The sequence below is a fragment of the Alteromonas sp. CyTr2 genome, from assembly GCF_947311905.1.
GTDB classification, from domain to species: Bacteria; Pseudomonadota; Gammaproteobacteria; order Enterobacterales; family Alteromonadaceae; genus Alteromonas; species Alteromonas macleodii.
This window is the reverse complement of the sequence record NZ_CAMZMZ010000044.1, coordinates 1-17,508: the sequence shown is the minus strand read 5'-3', so window position 1 is coordinate 17,508 and position 17,508 is coordinate 1. Positions and strand designations below refer to the sequence as shown.

General features: G+C 44.1%; 11 protein-coding genes. 9 read left to right on the top strand and 2 right to left on the bottom strand.

Annotation, left to right across the window (positions count from 1 at the left end; genetic code table 11):
- Positions 1 to 7: 7 nt before the first annotated feature.
- The 7 genes from QME20_RS17480 (at position 8) to QME20_RS17450 (ending at position 10,500) form a co-directional block, all read left to right on the top strand.
- Positions 8 to 868: a patatin family protein gene (locus tag QME20_RS17480; protein ID WP_281716313.1), complete on the top strand. Its 861-nt coding sequence runs from the start codon at positions 8 to 10 to the stop codon at positions 866 to 868.
- 768 nt (positions 869 to 1,636) lie between these two features.
- Positions 1,637 to 2,125, top strand: a complete 489-nt coding sequence (locus tag QME20_RS17475) for an RNA methyltransferase (RefSeq protein ID WP_207198495.1) — start codon at positions 1,637 to 1,639, stop codon at positions 2,123 to 2,125.
- 96 nt (positions 2,126 to 2,221) lie between these two features.
- The gene (locus tag QME20_RS17470; protein WP_281716312.1) at positions 2,222 to 3,118 is read left to right on the top strand and encodes a PEP-CTERM/exosortase system-associated acyltransferase; all 897 of its coding nucleotides are present in this window, start codon (positions 2,222 to 2,224) and stop codon (positions 3,116 to 3,118) included.
- Positions 3,119 to 3,240: 122 nt separating this feature from the next.
- Positions 3,241 to 5,193 (top strand): alpha-amylase family protein, encoded by a 1,953-nt coding sequence (locus QME20_RS17465; protein ID WP_168533986.1) that lies wholly within the window; start codon positions 3,241 to 3,243, stop codon positions 5,191 to 5,193.
- A gap of 156 nt (positions 5,194 to 5,349) precedes the next feature.
- Positions 5,350 to 7,290 carry a glycoside hydrolase family 13 protein gene (locus QME20_RS17460; protein WP_281716311.1) on the top strand — a complete coding sequence of 647 codons (1,941 nt, stop codon included), beginning with the start codon at positions 5,350 to 5,352 and terminating at the stop codon, positions 7,288 to 7,290.
- Between the two features lie 38 nt (positions 7,291 to 7,328).
- A complete protein-coding gene (locus tag QME20_RS17455; RefSeq protein WP_061094979.1) occupies positions 7,329 to 8,801 on the top strand; it encodes an MFS transporter in 1,473 nt (490 codons plus the stop codon).
- 1 nt (position 8,802) lies between these two features.
- A complete protein-coding gene (locus tag QME20_RS17450) occupies positions 8,803 to 10,500 on the top strand; it encodes an alpha-amylase family glycosyl hydrolase (RefSeq protein WP_281716310.1) in 1,698 nt (565 codons plus the stop codon).
- An 89-nt stretch (positions 10,501 to 10,589) separates the two neighbouring features.
- Here the strand turns inward: QME20_RS17450 and QME20_RS17445 are convergent, their stop codons facing one another.
- The gene (locus tag QME20_RS17445; RefSeq protein WP_281716309.1) at positions 10,590 to 11,612 is read right to left on the bottom strand and encodes a LacI family DNA-binding transcriptional regulator; all 1,023 of its coding nucleotides are present in this window, start codon (positions 11,610 to 11,612) and stop codon (positions 10,590 to 10,592) included.
- A 296-nt stretch (positions 11,613 to 11,908) separates the two neighbouring features.
- Between QME20_RS17445 and glnS the strand changes: the two genes are divergently transcribed.
- A complete protein-coding gene (gene glnS, locus QME20_RS17440) occupies positions 11,909 to 13,576 on the top strand; it encodes a glutamine--tRNA ligase (RefSeq protein ID WP_061094981.1) in 1,668 nt (555 codons plus the stop codon).
- A gap of 95 nt (positions 13,577 to 13,671) precedes the next feature.
- Here the strand turns inward: glnS and QME20_RS17435 are convergent, their stop codons facing one another.
- Positions 13,672 to 14,415 carry a YciK family oxidoreductase gene (locus QME20_RS17435; RefSeq protein WP_014949464.1) on the bottom strand — a complete coding sequence of 248 codons (744 nt, stop codon included), beginning with the start codon at positions 14,413 to 14,415 and terminating at the stop codon, positions 13,672 to 13,674.
- Positions 14,416 to 14,735: 320 nt separating this feature from the next.
- Here QME20_RS17435 and QME20_RS17430 point away from each other — a divergent pair, with 320 nt between their 5' ends.
- Positions 14,736 to 17,336, top strand: a complete 2,601-nt coding sequence (locus QME20_RS17430; protein ID WP_281716308.1) for a VolA/Pla-1 family phospholipase — start codon at positions 14,736 to 14,738, stop codon at positions 17,334 to 17,336.
- Positions 17,337 to 17,508: the final 172 nt, after the last annotated feature.

Here is a 17,508-nt window from a genome sequence, read left to right as displayed (position 1 = left end):
GATGAAAATGAAACGTGCACTTGTTGTTGAAGGTGGCGCTATGCGCGGAGTTTTTGCAGCAGGCGTGTTAGACAAATTCATGGAGCATGACTACCATTCGTTCGACTTCGCGATTGGTGTTTCAGCTGGCGCAACTAATCTTTCAACCTACGTGTCGAAAATGCATGGGCTTAGTAAAACCATCATCACGCAATACGCCACAAAGAGGGAGTTTTTTAGCCCGCTTCGTTTCATAAAAGGTGGGCACATGACAGATGTCCATTGGCTATGGCATCACTCTAAACAGTCCATGAATATTCCTGCACCAGGTGAAAAAAGCAGCATGCCACTGTATGTTGGGATTACTAATGCAGAGTCAGGTGAATGTGAATATATACAAGCCACCAAAGATAATGTTGATGATTTAATGGTAGCTTCCTGTGCGTTGCCAACTGCATACCGAGACGAAATTTCAATAAACGGTACGCGATACTTGGACGGGGGAGTGGCAGATGCAATACCTGCTATCCAAGCATACAAAATGGGTGCGAAGGATATCACGGTTATTCTTTCTCAACCGTTAGGTTTTACAAAACCAGAAGTAAAGTCTGTTTGGCTAATGCAAAAGATGTATGGCAACCAGCCTGCGCTACTCGATAAGATGTTGCAGCGTGCCGCCATTTATAACGAAACGTTAGCTTTTCTCAATAATCCACCCGACAACTGCACAATCCGTGTGATAGCGCCTGATGAAGCTTTTTGCGTTAAGCGTTTAACTATGGATAAGAAGAAGTTATTGCGAGGCTACGGTCAAGGGCGGCGCATGGCAAGACGCTATCTTAAACATTGCTATGAGAATTCAGTGGAAAGACAGCGCAAAAGCGCATAGCTACCAGACTGATTTCTTCTTTCTGTACAAAGCCTGTATGCAAATCGCAACAAAAGGCTTATAGAGCTTGGTTTTTTTTCCAAGCTTTTTTTTATCTCCAATAAAACTTTAATTTTCAGTATTTTAGCCTGTTTCAATTTGGCAACAGTTTAAACTTAAGTTACTAATTCTTACTTCTAGTACCAGTCTTACACAGCGTGAATTGTTGAATTTAGCAACGCTATTTCCCTTACATCGCTTATAACTAGCGCTGTTGTCTTCCCGTTTGAACATAAGTTGCCATTTTTCCTATTTTAGTAACATTTTGAAAAAAATGAATTTTATCGAGTTTATGAAGCATTCTTATGTAAACTTTGCAGGCAATGTGCAATATTTTCATTAAACTGGTCTGCATCTTGCTGAACAGGTGGCAATAAACGCTGTTTTTTTAACGAAGCGAAGATGTCAGATGGTTCATTTATCTCAACATTAAATCCTTCTTAAAAAAGGGATTGAGTAAATAGACCAAACTGTCACACGTTATTAAAATATAGAAATTATAATCGACCACGCTTTGCAATATCACGTGCTTCTCGATAACAAGGGGAGACCAGTGCTTATTGGCATAGTTGAATCGCGAGTTTTGTGTCTACCGCTTTTTAGATAAATTTAATCATACTTAAGGTTAGTTTACGCTAACCTGTCTAGAAGCGTGAGAAAGAACGTGGCAATATCAAACGCTGAATAAAAAATAAAATAAATACAAACGTGCAAATTGCGAATCAGAAAATGTCAATTGGGTTAATAAACCCGAAAAATCCCGTAAATGTTGCTTCTATACTGCGAGCTGCAGGTTGTTATGGTGTGGCCAGCGTTTTTTATACTGGTCAGCGCTATCGATTTGCTAAAGATTTTAATGCGGATACGAAAGCGTTTCATAAAGTCATTCCGACCATTGGGGTCGACGACTTAAAAGAAGTAGTGCCTGAAGGTGCGTCAGTCGTAGCGGTTGAACTGGTAGAGGGTGCTACACCACTACCTTTGTTTGAGCACCCGAGCAATGCGTTTTACTTGCTAGGTCCTGAAGATGGCAGTATTGGCGAAGACGTTTTGTCTTGGTGCGATCATGTTGTCTACGTTCCTACTTTTTCATGCATGAATTTAGCGGCCACAGCAAATGTGTTGCTGTATGACCGTCTGTCAAAGTCTGATTACGTAAGTGGGGATGCACTTATCAGACAAAGTAGAGATACGAATAACAAATCTAAGATTAAATAGTAATTAAATAACTAAGGCTGTCGTTGCGAACAGGAAGTTACCCACAAGCCTAATAATAAATTAAATCAGGGGAGCTTTGCGTTGAAGATGAGAACAATGAACGCAGTTCGAGCGTTTAATGGCGCCGTGTCTAACAAACTGAGTCGACTACCACAAACATTTTCTAGGGTACTCCCTAGTCGTTTCTCACTCGAAGAGAGTATTTCTAATTTCTTCTTTAGTCGTTACGAACTTGTGATTGCTAACGAAGAAAGTGAAAAGCAGGTGAGTTATAAAACGCGACACAAAGTGTATTGTGAAGAAATGAACTTCGAGCAGAAAAATGCCACTGAATTAGAAAAAGATAAGTTTGATGATCGCGCGATCAATTGCTACATCAAGCATTTGCCAACAGGAGAGTGTGCAGGCACGATAAGGTTGGTCTTGCCAACTGAAGCTGGCTTGGAACTTCCATTAGAAGAAAAGTGTGCGGAAGTAATTGGCGATGGTGCATTGCTACCTTCAAACTTGTCTCCACAAAGCGTCTGTGAAATCTCTCGCCTTGCAATACCGAGAGAATTTAGAGTGCGACAGTTACGCTCTAAAATCCTACCCTCTGAAAAAATTGAAAAAGTTAAACAAAAGAAAAATGTTCCATTTAACGTTGAGCATTTTCCTTATCTTTCAATTGCGCTGTACTTAATGGCAACGAGTGTGTGCCTTCATTTAAACGTTAAGCATGCCTATGTGCTAATGGAGCCTAAGTTAGCAAGAAGAATGAAGGCATTCGGTATTCATTTTAATCCAGTAGGTGAAGCTATTGAATTCAATGGCAAACGTATGCCATATAGATTGTCACCGCACGTACTGCTTGATGATTTAGCAAAACCACTAAAAGGTTTTCACAGAAAGATTCATTCAGAACTAAATAGTGCGTTACAAGCTATTGGCGATGTGGCCGTTCCCACCATTGAGCACACTCGAAAGCCGCTTCGCATAGCCCATGCAGCATGACACTATGCTATCTGGAATACTAAGCCGCCTCGTCAGGCGGTTTTTTTATGTTTGAATACGTATGCATGTTTTTTAACATCCAGTTAACGCGTATCCTGTTGGCATAATTTACGTTTATCACAATGATTACCATGCCAAATTTCCAATTTCGTTTTTGTCTTAAACCCTTGTCAATTGCTATGCTGTCAATTGGATTAACAGCGTGTACAGGGCCGACCTCTCCAGTGAATAATCAAAAACCGGTGATCAAAGACGCTAGTCTGAAACCATTTGGTCAAAGCGGCGAAAGTTCGACGCTAAACGATTCGGCTGAAAGGCAAGGTAAACCGGTCGTTTATCAAGTTTTTACTCGCTTGTTTGGAAACACGAATACAAATAACCAGCCTTGGGGCACAATTGAGCACAATGGGGTAGGTAAGTTTAGTGATTTTACTCCCGAAGCGCTAAAGGCCATAAAATCTTTGGGAACCAGTCATATCTGGTATACCGGTGTGCCGCACCATGCGGTGATTAATGACTACACTGATTTTGGTATTTCAAACGACGACCCAGATGTAGTGAAAGGCAGAGCGGGCTCTCCCTACGCAGTTAAAGATTACTACAACGTTAATCCAGACCTAGCCGATGATCCAGCCAAGCGTTTAGAAGAATTTGAAGCGCTAATTGCCAGGACTCACGCAGCGGGAATGAAGGTTATTATCGATATTGTGCCTAATCATGTCGCCCGTGATTACCATTCACTTTCTGCACCTGAAGGTGTAAGTGATTTCGGCGCGCACGACGACACGTCTGTTGAATACGCCCGTGATAACAACTTTTACTATGTAGTAGGTGAAGCGTTTCAAGTGCCCACAGCTGATAACTATCAACCTCTAGGTGGTGAAAAGCATCCACTATCTGACGGTAAGTTCGAAGAGTTTCCAGCAAAATGGACAGGCAACGGTGCTAGAGCTTCGAAACCGGATATAAACGACTGGTACGAGACCGTAAAAGTGAACTATGGTGTGAAGCCTGACGGCACTTACGACTTTCCAGTTTTACCTGAAGAGTACAGTGATAAGTCTTTTGAAGAACATGCCGCATTTTGGCAAGGAAAAGACGTACCAGATTCGTGGTATAAATTCAGAGATATTGCACATTATTGGATAGATAAAGGTGTCGACGGTTTCCGCTACGATATGGCCGAAATGGTGCCTGTTGAGTTTTGGTCGTTTCTAAATAGCAGTATTAAACAAAAGGCACCTAATGCGTTCTTGCTAGCGGAAGTTTATCAACCAGATAAGTATCGCGAGTATATCCACCAAGGCAAAATGGACTACCTTTACGACAAGGTGGGTTTCTACGACACATTAAAAACGATTATGCAGGGGAGTGGAGAAGTAAGCAAACTGGTTACTATTCATGATGAAATCAATGATATCGCCCCGCATATGCTTCATTTTTTAGAAAATCACGACGAACAACGTATAGCCAGCCCCGACTTTGCCGGTAGTGCCCAGAAAGGTAAACCCGCGCTCGCAGTGAGTGCGCTTATTAGCAGTTCGCCTACGCTGTTGTACTTTGGTCAAGATGTGGGTGAAGACGGTAGCGAAGAGACAGGTTTTGGAGATCCAACACGTACGTCAATTTTCGATTATGTAGGTGTTCCTGCCCATCAGCGTTTTATGAACGACGGTAAGTTTGATGCAGGGAAATCTACCGAAGATGAAAAAGCACTTCACCAATTTTACCAAGACGTGATGGCTATTGCTGCCACAAACCCTGCAGTTACAGGTGAATATCAAAGCCTGCACGCGCTCAATCTTGATGTGAAAGATTCAGCCTATACTGAGCAGCAATTTGCTTTTGTGCGCGCGCAAGGTGAGCACGGATTTGTGGTAGTGGCTAATTTTAACGATAAGCCTACAGGTGCAATGAAGCTTGTTGTTCCTTCAAATGTTTTTGGTGAAGATAGCGATCGGATCACGCTAGCGCCTATGCTTTCTCATGAAGGCATAACACTAGAAAAAGAGGGCATTTACTACAACGCTTCGTTCTCATTGGAAGGGCTTGAGACTAAAGTATTCGCCTTCTAATTAGGTTTTATCACATGCTGCTGAGTTAACGCGAAACACCATGTTTTTTTACATGGTGTTTCGTGAATACGTATGCAGAGCATTGGTCAGTTCGGACGGGCAAGGTAGTATCTCATCACCATCTTGTACTTAACGTATTTTTAACATGGGGTTGATGTGCCAAAACGTAATCGTGTAACTAATGACAGTGGTCATAAAAAAATCCAAAAGCGCGCAATTCCGCTTCTCCTCAGCTGTATCACTACATTTCCTTTGTTCTCGGTTCAATCATCTGCAAACAGTGGCATTAATGTTTACCCGCCGAATTGGTGGGTTGGTATGCAAAACAGTAATGTAGAATTGATGCTTTATGGTGATGATGTTGCCGATGACACTGTTTCAATAGCGAAAGGCGATGTAAGCGTTAAGCATAGCCAAGCCCTTGATAGTGAAAACTATCTATTCGTAACGCTAGACACGTCGAATGTTAGTGCCCAGGAACTCGTTATCAGGCTTACTGACAGCGATGGTACGACCCGTGATTTAACTTACACGTTAGAAAAAAGAGCACAAGGCTCAGCGTCGCGCGAAGGCTTTGGGCCTCAAGATGCTATTTATCTTATTGCCCCCGACAGATTTGCCAATGGTAATGAGGAAAATGATAATGTTAAGGGTTATGGCGATCCCGCAGACCGTTCATTCAAAGGTGGTCGCCACGGTGGTGACATTCAAGGTATTGTTGATAACCTCAACTACATTCAGGATATGGGCTTTACTCAAATATGGACCATGCCCATGCTCGAAAATGCCATGGATAAATACAGTTATCATGGCTATTCCACCACGGATTACTACAAAATAGACCCTAGATTTGGTTCCAATGACGATTTTATTGCGTTAAGTACTGAAGCTAAATCAAAGGGGCTTGGCATTATAATGGATATGGTACTTAACCATATAGGCCGCAATCATTTATGGATGAAAGATACGCCGTCACACGACTGGATCAATAACAATGGTAAATTTGTAGGGACAACCCACAAGCGTGAAGCTCTTCACGACCCTCACGCCATAGCAAGCGATATAAAAGGGTTTAGCGATGGTTGGTTTGTGCCAACCATGCCGGACTTAAATCAGAGCAATCCGCATTTAGCGAACTACCTTATTCAAAACGCGATTTGGTGGGTTGAAAGCGCTGGGCTAAGTGGAATACGAGTGGATACGTACTCCTATCCTGATAAGGCGTTTTTGAGCCAATGGACAAACCGCATAATGGACGAGTACCCGAATTTCAATATAGTAGGGGAAGAGTGGTCAGTTAACCCCGCAATCACGGCATATTGGCAGGCGGGTAGCCACCGCCACGATGATTACGATAGCGCTCTACCATCGGTAATGGATTTCCCGCTTCAAGCCGCAGTCGTTGAAGCGTTGAGCAATGATGAAAGCTGGAATTCTGGCTTCATCTCTGTATACGAAACTTTAGCTACTGACTTTTTGTACGGCGACCCGAATAATTTGGTCATCTTTCCTGATAACCACGATATGAGCCGCATTTTTACTCAGCTCGGTCATGATAAAGACAAATGGAATATGGCTATGACGCTATTGCTCACTACGCGCGGTATTCCACAAGTTTTTTACGGTACAGAAATTTTAATGGGTAACGAAGGCAGTGAAGACCACGGTATTATTCGTTCTGACTTTCCAGGCGGGTGGCCTTCGGACAATGACAAAAACGCTTTTACCGGGCACGGTTTAACGGATGATGAGCGTTGGGCACAGCAGCGTGTGAAGGGCTTACTTCAACTGCGTAAATCACACCCTTTGCAGTTTAGAGGCCTGTTGAAGCATTTTGCACCGGAGAATGGGGTTTATACCTATATTCGAGAGGCAAATGTCGATTCAGCCAGTGGTGCTGATAAATCAAATACTAATCAGTCTGATAAAATATTGGTCATCTTAAATAAAAAGCCAGTGGACCTGCCTCTAAACAAGTATGCAGAGGTGCTAAGCACACACCAGACATTAACACGTGTTAGCGATGGGATATCTTTTAAGACGACGGATACCTTAAGCTTACCAGCAATGTCTGCTAGTGTTTTCATTGTGCAGTAATCGTATTAACTATAGTAAAACAATAAATAGAGCAAAGTATGCAAGCAACTCAACCACGCCTTTCTTTCTGGCAAATATGGAACGTCAGCTTTGGCTTTCTAGGTGTTCAATTCGGTTTTGCACTGCAAAACGCAAACGTAAGTCGTATCCTTTCAGACTTAGGGGCAGACCTTCACTCGCTATCACTATTTTGGCTCGTCGCGCCAATCATGGGGTTAATCGTTCAACCAATTGTTGGCTCAGCATCTGATAGAACGTGGAATCGATTAGGTCGACGCCGCCCGTTCATCCTTGCTGGTGCAATCGCCGCAGTATTGGGTATGATTTTACTGCCTAATGCGCCGATATTTGTTGCCTTCTTGGCACCTATGGTAATGGGCGCGTTAATGGTTGCACTTATGGACGCGTCGTTTAACGTATGTTTTCAGCCGTTTCGCTCATTGGTGTCAGACATGGTACCGCCGTCACAACGCAATGTTGGCTATTCGATTCAGTCATTACTGATTAATATAGGCGCAGTTATCGGCTCAATACTGCCATTTGTACTTACCAATGTTATTGGCCTTGAAAATACGGCACAAATGGGTGAGGTTGCACCTTCTGTTGTTTGGGCTTTCTACATTGGCGCTACAGTACTGCTTGGTACGGTCATTTGGACGGTAGTTCGTACCAAAGAATACGCACCAGATGAATACAACCGCTATAAAGGGCTTACCGAAGAGCAGCCTGCAACTGAAAAAGCACCGCTAGGACAACGCTTAAGTGAGTTTTTCACGTTAGTAAAAGATATGCCAAAGACGATGAAACAACTTGCTGTCGTGCAGTTTTTCTCGTGGTTTGCGCTCTTTATTATGTGGGTATACACCACACCTGCTATTACGCAGCATATATGGAATGTAGATAAGCAGTGGTTTGACCCAGCTTATATTGCTGCAGCCCCGATGGTGCCTGAAACCATCATCATGGCCAAGGGAGCCGCAGGTGATTGGGTAGGGATTCTATTTGCTGCGTATTCGGTATTTGCTGCTATTTTTTCTATTTTCTTAGCAAAACTCGCTGACAAGTTTGGTCGCAAAACGGTTTACGCTTCGTCTTTAGCGCTAGGTGGCCTGAGCTACGTAAGCTTCTTGTTATTCCAAGACCTGACGATGATCAACGTAAACTTAGTGATTACTGAAGTAACAGTACCTTTGGGCGCAGTGAAGCTGTTAATCCCTATGGTAGGCGTAGGTATAGCGTGGGCTGCCATTCTTGCTATGCCTTACGCTATGTTAGCTGGTGCGTTACCTGCAAATAAAACGGGTGTTTATATGGGTATCTTCAACTTTACCGTTGCCGCCCCTCAAATTGTTTCGGGCCTAACTGCTGGCTGGATTCTAAGTTCTGTTTTCGACAACGACGCAAAGTACATTATCGTTGTTGCCGGAGTTTCTATGTTAATTGGTGCGGTTTCAGTTTTCTTCGTGAACGAGGCCGATAAGCAAGAAATTGAAGAAGCGCAGGGAGCTTAATATGTCATTTAATCGTACAACAATCGCATTAACGTTAGCTGGTTTATTTTGCTCAGCCTGCTCGAGTACATCTGTTCCTTCATCTAACGATATACAAGAAAACAGCCACGCTATCGTGGGTACCACTACGCCATTTGCTAGCGAAGCGGTGTACTTTGTTGTAACAGATCGTTTTGTAGACGGCGACCCTTCGAACAATCATGAAGAGCAGGGAGGCGATCACCCTACGTGGCAACTGCCCTTAGAAGGTCCTGAAGGTAAGAAAGCCTATGTGGGTTACATGGGCGGTGATTTACAGGGTATCTTAAACAACGCCGATTATATTAAAGATATGGGGTTCACGGCAGTATGGATGACGCCTGTCCACGATAACCCGGACTATGCGTTTAATGGCGATGAACCCATTACTTATGGCGGTGCCTTTAAAGACGGTGGTAAAACGGGTTATCACGGCTATTGGGCAACGAATTTCTATAAAGCTGACGAGCATTTGGTTAGCGCCAATTTAAGCGTTAGTGACTATACGGCGAAAATGCGTCAGCATGGCCTTAAGTCCGTGTTTGATATTGTGGCAAATCATGGCACACCAAGCTTCACCATGGAAAAGGACTTACCCGGCTACGGGGAAATATATGACAGTGATGGAAATCTGGTTGCTGATCATCAAAACTTGGCACCTGAAGAGCTTGACCCTGAAAACAACCCGCTTCATAGCTTTTTTCACAACTATCCAGATTTAGTAAAGCTTTCTAATCTAGATGACGAAAACCCCGCCGTACGCGATTATCTCATCAACAGCTATTTGTATTGGATTTCTCAAGGTGCTGATGCATTTAGAATAGATACAATCAGGCATGTGCCTCATGCGTTTTGGCGTGAAGCGTCAGATCGTATACGCGAGCAAAACCCTGACTTTTTTATGTTTGGCGAAGCATTTGACTATGAGGCGAACAACATTGCCCAACATACGTTACCGAAAAATGGGGGCGTCAGTGTATTAGACTTTCCTATGCAAAAGGCCATGGTGAATGTATTTGAAAAGCCGCTAGAGAGTGACTTTGCTGACTTAGAAACGGTGCTTCATCTTACGCACGGGCCATATAACAATCCATATGAATTAACTACGTTCTACGATAACCACGATATGGCGCGCATTAATGCCACTGATGAAGGCTTTATTAATGCGCATAACTGGTTGTTTACAGTAAGAGGCATTCCGGTTGTATACATGGGATCTGAAATTGGCTTCATGCGCGGTACGGCGGAACATGCCGGCAATCGTAACTATGTTGGTCAAGAGCGCCTAGACCAAGCCAAGAAACATCCTATTCAACAGGCGCTAACAAAGATTGCCAATGTGCGTAAAAACACGGTAGCACTGCAGCGCGGTGTTCAAGTCAACGTTGAACTTGACGGTCATCAAGCGGCGTTTTATCGCGTTGTTGATACTGCAGAAACACAGCAGACTGCACTTGTATTGCTTAATAAGGGTAATGCCGCACAATCTTTTGAGGTTAGTGACTTTATGCAATCGGGCGACTGGACGGAACAATTATCTGGAGAAACGCAAACGGTAGAACTCGGTGATGCGTTAACCGCAACGGTTAAGCCCAATGGCGTTCAGGTATGGGTGCGCGAAGGTCAAGTAAGTAACAGCGCATTACTTGCTCAAATTAAGCACCAGTTGGCCCGCCAATAAAACGTGTTTAGCGCACAATAAAAAAGCCCCGTGGTTGTATAACGCCCCGGGGCTTTTTGTTTAGTTTCTAGCGTGTAATTTGCACACGCTTACTCACTGCCACATGACTGCCTAATAATAATATCCGCAGGCATTAAATAATCCTGAACGTCTTCGTTGTTAATGGCTTTTAATAAGGTGTTTACCAATAACTCTCCCGCCAGTTTGGTATTTTGCTGAACAGTGGTGAGCGAAGGCGTGGTGTAGGCTGAAACCGCAATATTGTCATAGCCAACCACGGCTACATCATCAGGCACATTCACTTTTGCCTGGCGCAGCGCTCTAAGCACGCCCATTGCAATAAGGTCTGATGCGCAGACAATTGCTTGGGGAAGTTCGCCACTTTGCAGCAATGATTTCACCGCTTCTGACCCCGCACCCTCAGTCGAAATAGCATTGCGTTGAACACTTGACTGATCAAGCCCATGAGATTGAAGTGTTTCAAAATAACCGTTAAAACGCGCTTTGAATTCAGGGGCGTGATCGCCGTTGTCGCCAATAAACGCAAAGGAAGTTTTACCCAAGCCAATTAAATGTGACGTTATGCTTTGGCCACCTTGATAGTTATCACAACCGATACTAACCCCTGGGTGGGCTTCATCTGGCGCACCCCAACGAACAAAGTGGGTGCCCTGCGATTCAAGTTGCGCGACTTTGTTTTGGTAATCAGTATAGTCGCCATATCCTAATAGAATAATGCCGTCAGCCTTATTTGAGTCTTCATATTCTGCGTGCCAGTCATCATCTAAATTTTGGAAGGACACAAGCAGATCATAGTTTGCTTGCGCACACGCGCGGGTAATACTGCCGAGCATCGCTAGGAAGAACGGATTAATCATCGAATCATCGGACGTAGGATCTTCAAACAAGAGTAGGGCAATTGTGCTGCTCTTTTGCTTTCTCAAGTTACTTGCGTTTTTATCCACTTTGTAATTGAGTTCCCGGGCAATACGCTGAACGCGATCTCTAGTTTCTTGATTAACTAGCGGGCTATTATTTAACGCTCGCGAAACCGTCGACTGCGAAACACCTGCCAAGTGGGCAATGTCAAAAGAGGTTGCTTTTTCTTTCATAAACACCATGATTTGCTGCTACGACCTTGTTGTCGCGAATTTAGATTACCATATTTTTATAATGACGCGCGCATTTTGAGACGCAGTCGCTCAAATGCCACGCAAAGTTACGATTTCGTCAGTGCTTATTTATATTTTGGAAGTCATAACTGCATTTAGTTTTAGAAGGTATTTGCAGATCGCTCTTAATTCAATCACTTGTCAGGCTTCTTTGAATAAAACATGGTTGAAGTAATTGCGAGAGTGTTATACTCAGCGAGATTTTGAAATATTACGTGCATAAGGGGAACAAGCGAATGGCCGAGACTGAACACCGTCCGACCAATTTTATCCGTCAGATTATTGATAAAGACCTGTCTAGTGGTCTACATGACGCAATTAAAACACGGTTTCCACCAGAGCCGAATGGCTTCTTACACATTGGCCACGCCAAGTCTATCTGCTTGAATTTTGGTATTGCTCAAGACTACACAGGTACGTGCAATTTACGCTTTGACGATACCAACCCTGCAAAAGAAGACATTACCTTCGTTAATTCAATTAAGGAAGATGTGCAATGGCTTGGATTTACGTGGGACGGAGAAGCGCGCTATTCATCGAATTACTTTGACCAACTACACCAATACGCCGTTGAACTTATTGAAAAAGGCTTAGCCTATGTAGATTTTTCAGCGCAAGACGTTATGCGCGAAATGCGTGGCACACTTAAAGAGCCTGGTCAAAATAGCCCTTATCGCGATACAGACGTTGAAACTAACCTCAGTGAGTTTGCCAAAATGACGGCAGGCGAATATAAAGAAGGTGAGTGTAGTCTGCGTGCGAAAATTGATATGGCATCGCCATTTATGTGTATGCGTGACCCGGTAATTTATCGCGTTAAGCATGCTCACCATCATCAAACTGGTGATAAGTGGTGCGTGTATCCAATGTACGATTTTACACATTGTATCTCAGACGCCATTGAGGGAATAACGCACTCCCTGTGTACACTAGAGTTCCAGGATAACCGTCGTCTTTATGATTGGGTTATCGAAAACATTTCTATCGACTGCACGCCAAGACAGTATGAATTCTCACGTCTTAATCTAGAATATACGGTATTAAGCAAGCGTCGTCTTATTCAGTTAGTCGACGAAAACCATGTACATGGCTGGGACGACCCACGCATGCCTACCATTGCAGGTTTACGCCGTCGCGGCTACACACCGGGTTCAATCGTTGAGTTTTGTAAACGCATTGGTGTGACTAAGATGGACAACATGGTTGAAATGTCCATGCTAGAAGCGTGCATACGCGACGACCTAAATGCAAATGCTCCTCGCGCAATGGCCGTACTAGATCCAATAAAGCTCGTTATCGAAAATTATGAGGAAGGCCAGACAGAAACGCTTGTTGCGCCAAATCATCCTAACGATGAAAGTATGGGTACGCGTAACATCGGCTTCAGTCGCGAAGTGTATATAGAAGCAGAAGACTTCCGAGAGTCGGCGAACAAGAAGTTTAAGCGCTTAGTGCTTGATAAAGAAGTTCGTCTTCGCAACGCCTACGTGGTTAAAGCTAATCGCGTTGAAAAAGATGAAAATGGTAATGTAACAACCGTTTTTTGTACTTATGACGCGGATACTCTAGGTAAAGATCCGGCTGATGGCCGCAAAGTTAAAGGTGTTATTCATTGGGTGGATGCAGCAACAGCACAGGCAGCAGAGTTTAGGCTTTACGACCGCTTGTTTAACGTGCCTAACCCAGCTGCGGAAGAGAACTTTACCGATGCGATTAACCCTGACTCGTTGGAAGTAAAACACGGTTGGGTAGAAGCCGGATTGGCAGACAATGTTCCTGAAGTAGGAGCATGGCAGTTTGAACGCACTGGCTACTTCTGTGTAGATAAAGACAGCACAGACGACAAGCCGGTCTTTAACCGCACTGTAGGTCTAAGAGATACATGGGCCAAAATGGGCGAGTAGGCACTGGCCTTTAGCCATTTATGCGCTGTAAATAAAAAACCGCTTAAGTGCTGCTTAAGCGGTTTTTTTGTTTAATGGAACATTGCTTTCGTTAATTACTTTGGTTGGCAATCAAGTGACTGTCCGGTTGTTTCCTTACTGTCTTCGCCCATAAGATAAAGATACGTAGGCATAATATCTTCAGGTGTTTTTAGTGTATCAGGGTTTTCTGCTGGAAACGCTTGAGCGCGCATTTGTGTGCGGGTACCACCTGGATTAATACAGTTAAAGCGCAGTGACTTATTTCGATATTCATCAGCAAGGGTTTGCATAACGCCTTCTGTTGCGAATTTTGATACGGCGTACGTTCCCCAAAATGCGCGACCTTTTCTGCCTACGCTAGAGGTGGTGAAAATTACCGATGCACTTTCTGCCTTCTCTAAAGCGGGAATAAGCGCTTGTGTCATGAAGACCATGCCATTTAGGTTAATTTGCATCACGTCTTGCCATTCTTGCGCATCAATATCTTTAAATGCACTTAGGTGGCCTAAAATACTCGCATTGTGAAGAACACCATCTAATCGGCCAAACTGGTCAATAATGGTTTGCGTCATTTGCTGATAATGAGAGGGCGTTGCGCCTTTGATATCTAAAGGAACAATGGCGGGTTCTTGACCACCTGCTGCGACAATGTCGTCGTACACAGCTTCAAGTTTAGACACGGTGCGGCCTAATAAAATACAAATAGCGCCATGTGCAGCATACGTTTTTGCGGCTTGTGCACCAATTCCATCGCCAGCCCCGGTGATAAGAATAACTTTATCGCGCAATAAATCCGCTGGTGCGTTGTAATCGTTCATCATTTTCCTTCAAAAGGTTCATTTATATCGCAATGATTGGGGCCTGTAGACCCAATTAAGAATCAAACCCCAGATCATACTCAGCCTGACTCACAAGTAAAACAATGAATGAAAATTTCTTCAAACGTAAAAAAAGTTAACAAAAGTAGTTAACAAAACTTTGCAAAGTTGCAACAAAGTCAATAAGATTGAGGAAGATACAACTGGTCTAACATGTTTAAAACTATCATCTACGCCTGTAAAGACAGGGTAGACCAAGCTACTTTTAATAGAGTTAAGTTTTAGACACAGAATAACAACAATGCTTGTAGGGAGTAGAGATGAGAAAACTCGTATTAAGTTCCAGTGTGGCCCTTGCGCTGGGTCTAGCAGGCTGTGGTGGCTCCGATGAAACCCTTTCCGACATTCAGGCCGAAACAGAAGTCCAAACACCATTTTCACGAATCGTTTTTGACCCAGCTAATGGGAACTTGAACATTCCAAACGACCTTCTGATGCTTCCAGGCGATGATGGTTTCTTTGATTACACACTGAATATTCCGGTCGATGACCCTACAGATTTTGCTGACCCGCAAAATGCACTCAACGTGTTAGACGGTTGGTCAACTCAACACCCGTTTGTAATTAATGTAGAAACACCTGCTGGCGCATCGCTTGATGCAAGTACATTATCTTCTGGCGTATTGCTTTTTGAAGCAACGTTAGGTCTTGACCAAAGTGATCCTGACTGTGCGCAGGTTACAACACCTTCTGCGGGTTGTAAGCTTGGCGATCAACTTACCTTTGGTGTTGATTACGTACTCAGCCTTGCTGATAGCAACACAATCACTTTTGTTCCTCTTAAGCCGCTAAAAGCAGCTCAGGGCTACATGTTAGTAATGACCACTGATTTGAAAGACTCTTCTGGCAAATCGGTTCAGGGTTCAACTACGTGGGACTCAGTAAGACAAGACATCGACACTAATCCTCTATCAAGTGCAGCACAGCTTCAATTACAAGGCTTAGTTAATTCGTTAGTTAATCCAGTGCTTGGTGCGGGTTTCGATCGTGAAGACATTACTTACGTGTCAGCTTTCACCACACAGTCTATTGCCAACTCGCTTGATACCATCAAGAAGGTCATGATTAGCCGTTTTGCACAACTGGCTGCTGGCGGTGACCCGTCCGCTCCAACTGCACTACCTGCAATCACGGTAAGCGATGTACCTGCAGCGCCTAATGTCATGGAAGCACTTGGTCTTGTAAACGCTACTGTTATAGCTGGCGCAGTAGAGCAGGGTAAACAAGGTCAACCTGATGATATTCAAGCAGCGATTGACGCTACTGATTTCAGCTTGTTAGAAACTTGTGCAGGACTTGCGGGTACGGCGTCTGGTCAACTTTCTGCTCAATGGGGTGCGCTGAACGAATTTGCTGTTGGTGTTTCTACGGGCATTTTAGCGCAAGCCGGTCCATTCTGTGCAGCTCAACGTTATGAAGGTAATATTGCATTGCCTTATTTCTTGGGTGTTCCAAGTGCAGAGAACCCGCTTGCGCCAGTTAATGATTTCTGGAAGGCAGCTTGTGACAGTGGTATTGTTTTAGCCGGTGCGCCACAAGAATTACTTGCAGACGCAGAACCTGGTCCTAATGCAGCAATGTGTTCTTCACTAGGCCTTGCTGACGTTCGTATTAACGGCGAAATGTTAGATAGCGCAAGAAACATTACTAAATTCAACCCATATCCACAGCCTACTGGCGGAAACATGGGAACTGAAACGTTAGATGTCCAAGTAACTATACCCGATCCTGCCGTAGTTCAAGCGTTAAATCTTCCAGCAATCAGCATGCCTGAAGCCGGTTGGCCAGTGGTTATTTTAGCGCACGGCATTACCAGCAAAAAAGAAGATATGCTTGCCATTACAGGTACACTGTCTCTAGCAGGTATTGCTTCAGTAGCAATCGACCAACCATTACACGGTAGCCGCGGTTTTGACCTTAATGGCGACGGTACAGATGAACTGAACGCGACTACGGTTAGCGCAACTCACTATATGAACCTTGCCAGCTTGCCTACGGCTCGCGACAATCTACGCCAAAGCGTGTCAGATTTACTTGGTCTACGTTTAGGACTAAACGCAGTTGTCGATACCACAGCAGCGCAAAATGTTAAGTTTGATATGTCACGTGTATCGATTATGGGTGTGTCTCTAGGCGCTATCACTGGTGGTAATTTTGCTTCAGTGGCAAACACGTCGATGGGCGGCGATTTAGCAGCACTTGATGGCATGTTTGCTGTCAAGCAAGCTTCTCTTGAGTCTCCAGGGGGCGGTGTTGCTCAGTTCCTAATTGAGTCAGCCAGGTTTGGTCCTCTTATCAAAGGTCTGTTGCTGTCTCAGGCTTCTGAAGAGTTTGTTGCCTTGCTAAATCAACTGTATGAAACCACTGATGTGAGCGAAGAACAACTTCGCGCAGCGGTAGCGATTTTTGAAGAAAATCTTACTGCTGAGCAGGCTGCCCAAGTAAATGCAGTATTTGCAGAGTTTGCTTTTGCTGCGCAAACGGTAATGGATGCTGGTGACCCTACTAACTACGCTCAGACACTGGGTAGCAATACGCCAGTTCATATGATGACCGTAGTGGGTGATGGCAGCGACGCGAACCTTCCGGATCAAGTTATTCCAATTTCAACAGCGTTACCATTGTCAGGTCAGCTTCCTCTGGCAGCGACCATTGGCTTAGAGCAAGTGACAACCACGCAAGGTCCTGGTACAGATCCAATTAGCGGAATTGTACAGTTCAATAGTGGTGCTCATGCTTCTAGCTTAAGCCCTGCGGCGAGCGCAGCGGTAACAACGGAAATGCAAAAAGAAGTGGCGGGTTATATTGCGTCTGACGCACTTGTACTGCCAATTTCTGATGAAAGTGTTGTAGCGAACTAACCAAGGGTAGTTTGCTCCAATGGGCAGCGTTACAACTGCTTACATTTTATAGAAAGAAAGCCGGCGTTATTGCCTAATGCCGATCAGTTAAGAAAATTTTCATGATCGGTTGACCGATCTTTTTAAGGCTTCAAAATCCGATATCAGTCTCTGGTATCGGATTTTTTAATGT

What these genes read in the sequence shown, in the direction of transcription:
- QME20_RS17480 (WP_281716313.1), top strand. Translation starts at nt 8, where the DNA reads ATGAAACGTGCACTTGTTGTTGAAGGTGGCGCTATGCGCGGAGTTTTT.
- QME20_RS17475 (WP_207198495.1), top strand. Translation starts at nt 1,637, where the DNA reads ATGTCAATTGGGTTAATAAACCCGAAAAATCCCGTAAATGTTGCTTCT.
- QME20_RS17470 (WP_281716312.1), top strand. Translation starts at nt 2,222, where the DNA reads ATGAACGCAGTTCGAGCGTTTAATGGCGCCGTGTCTAACAAACTGAGT.
- QME20_RS17465 (WP_168533986.1), top strand. Translation starts at nt 3,241, where the DNA reads ATGATTACCATGCCAAATTTCCAATTTCGTTTTTGTCTTAAACCCTTG.
- QME20_RS17455 (WP_061094979.1), top strand. Translation starts at nt 7,329, where the DNA reads ATGCAAGCAACTCAACCACGCCTTTCTTTCTGGCAAATATGGAACGTC.
- QME20_RS17450 (WP_281716310.1), top strand. Translation starts at nt 8,803, where the DNA reads ATGTCATTTAATCGTACAACAATCGCATTAACGTTAGCTGGTTTATTT.
- QME20_RS17445 (WP_281716309.1), bottom strand. Translation starts at nt 11,612, where the DNA reads ATGAAAGAAAAAGCAACCTCTTTTGACATTGCCCACTTGGCAGGTGTT.
- glnS (WP_061094981.1), top strand. Translation starts at nt 11,909, where the DNA reads ATGGCCGAGACTGAACACCGTCCGACCAATTTTATCCGTCAGATTATT.
- QME20_RS17435 (WP_014949464.1), bottom strand. Translation starts at nt 14,415, where the DNA reads ATGAACGATTACAACGCACCAGCGGATTTATTGCGCGATAAAGTTATT.
- QME20_RS17430 (WP_281716308.1), top strand. Translation starts at nt 14,736, where the DNA reads ATGAGAAAACTCGTATTAAGTTCCAGTGTGGCCCTTGCGCTGGGTCTA.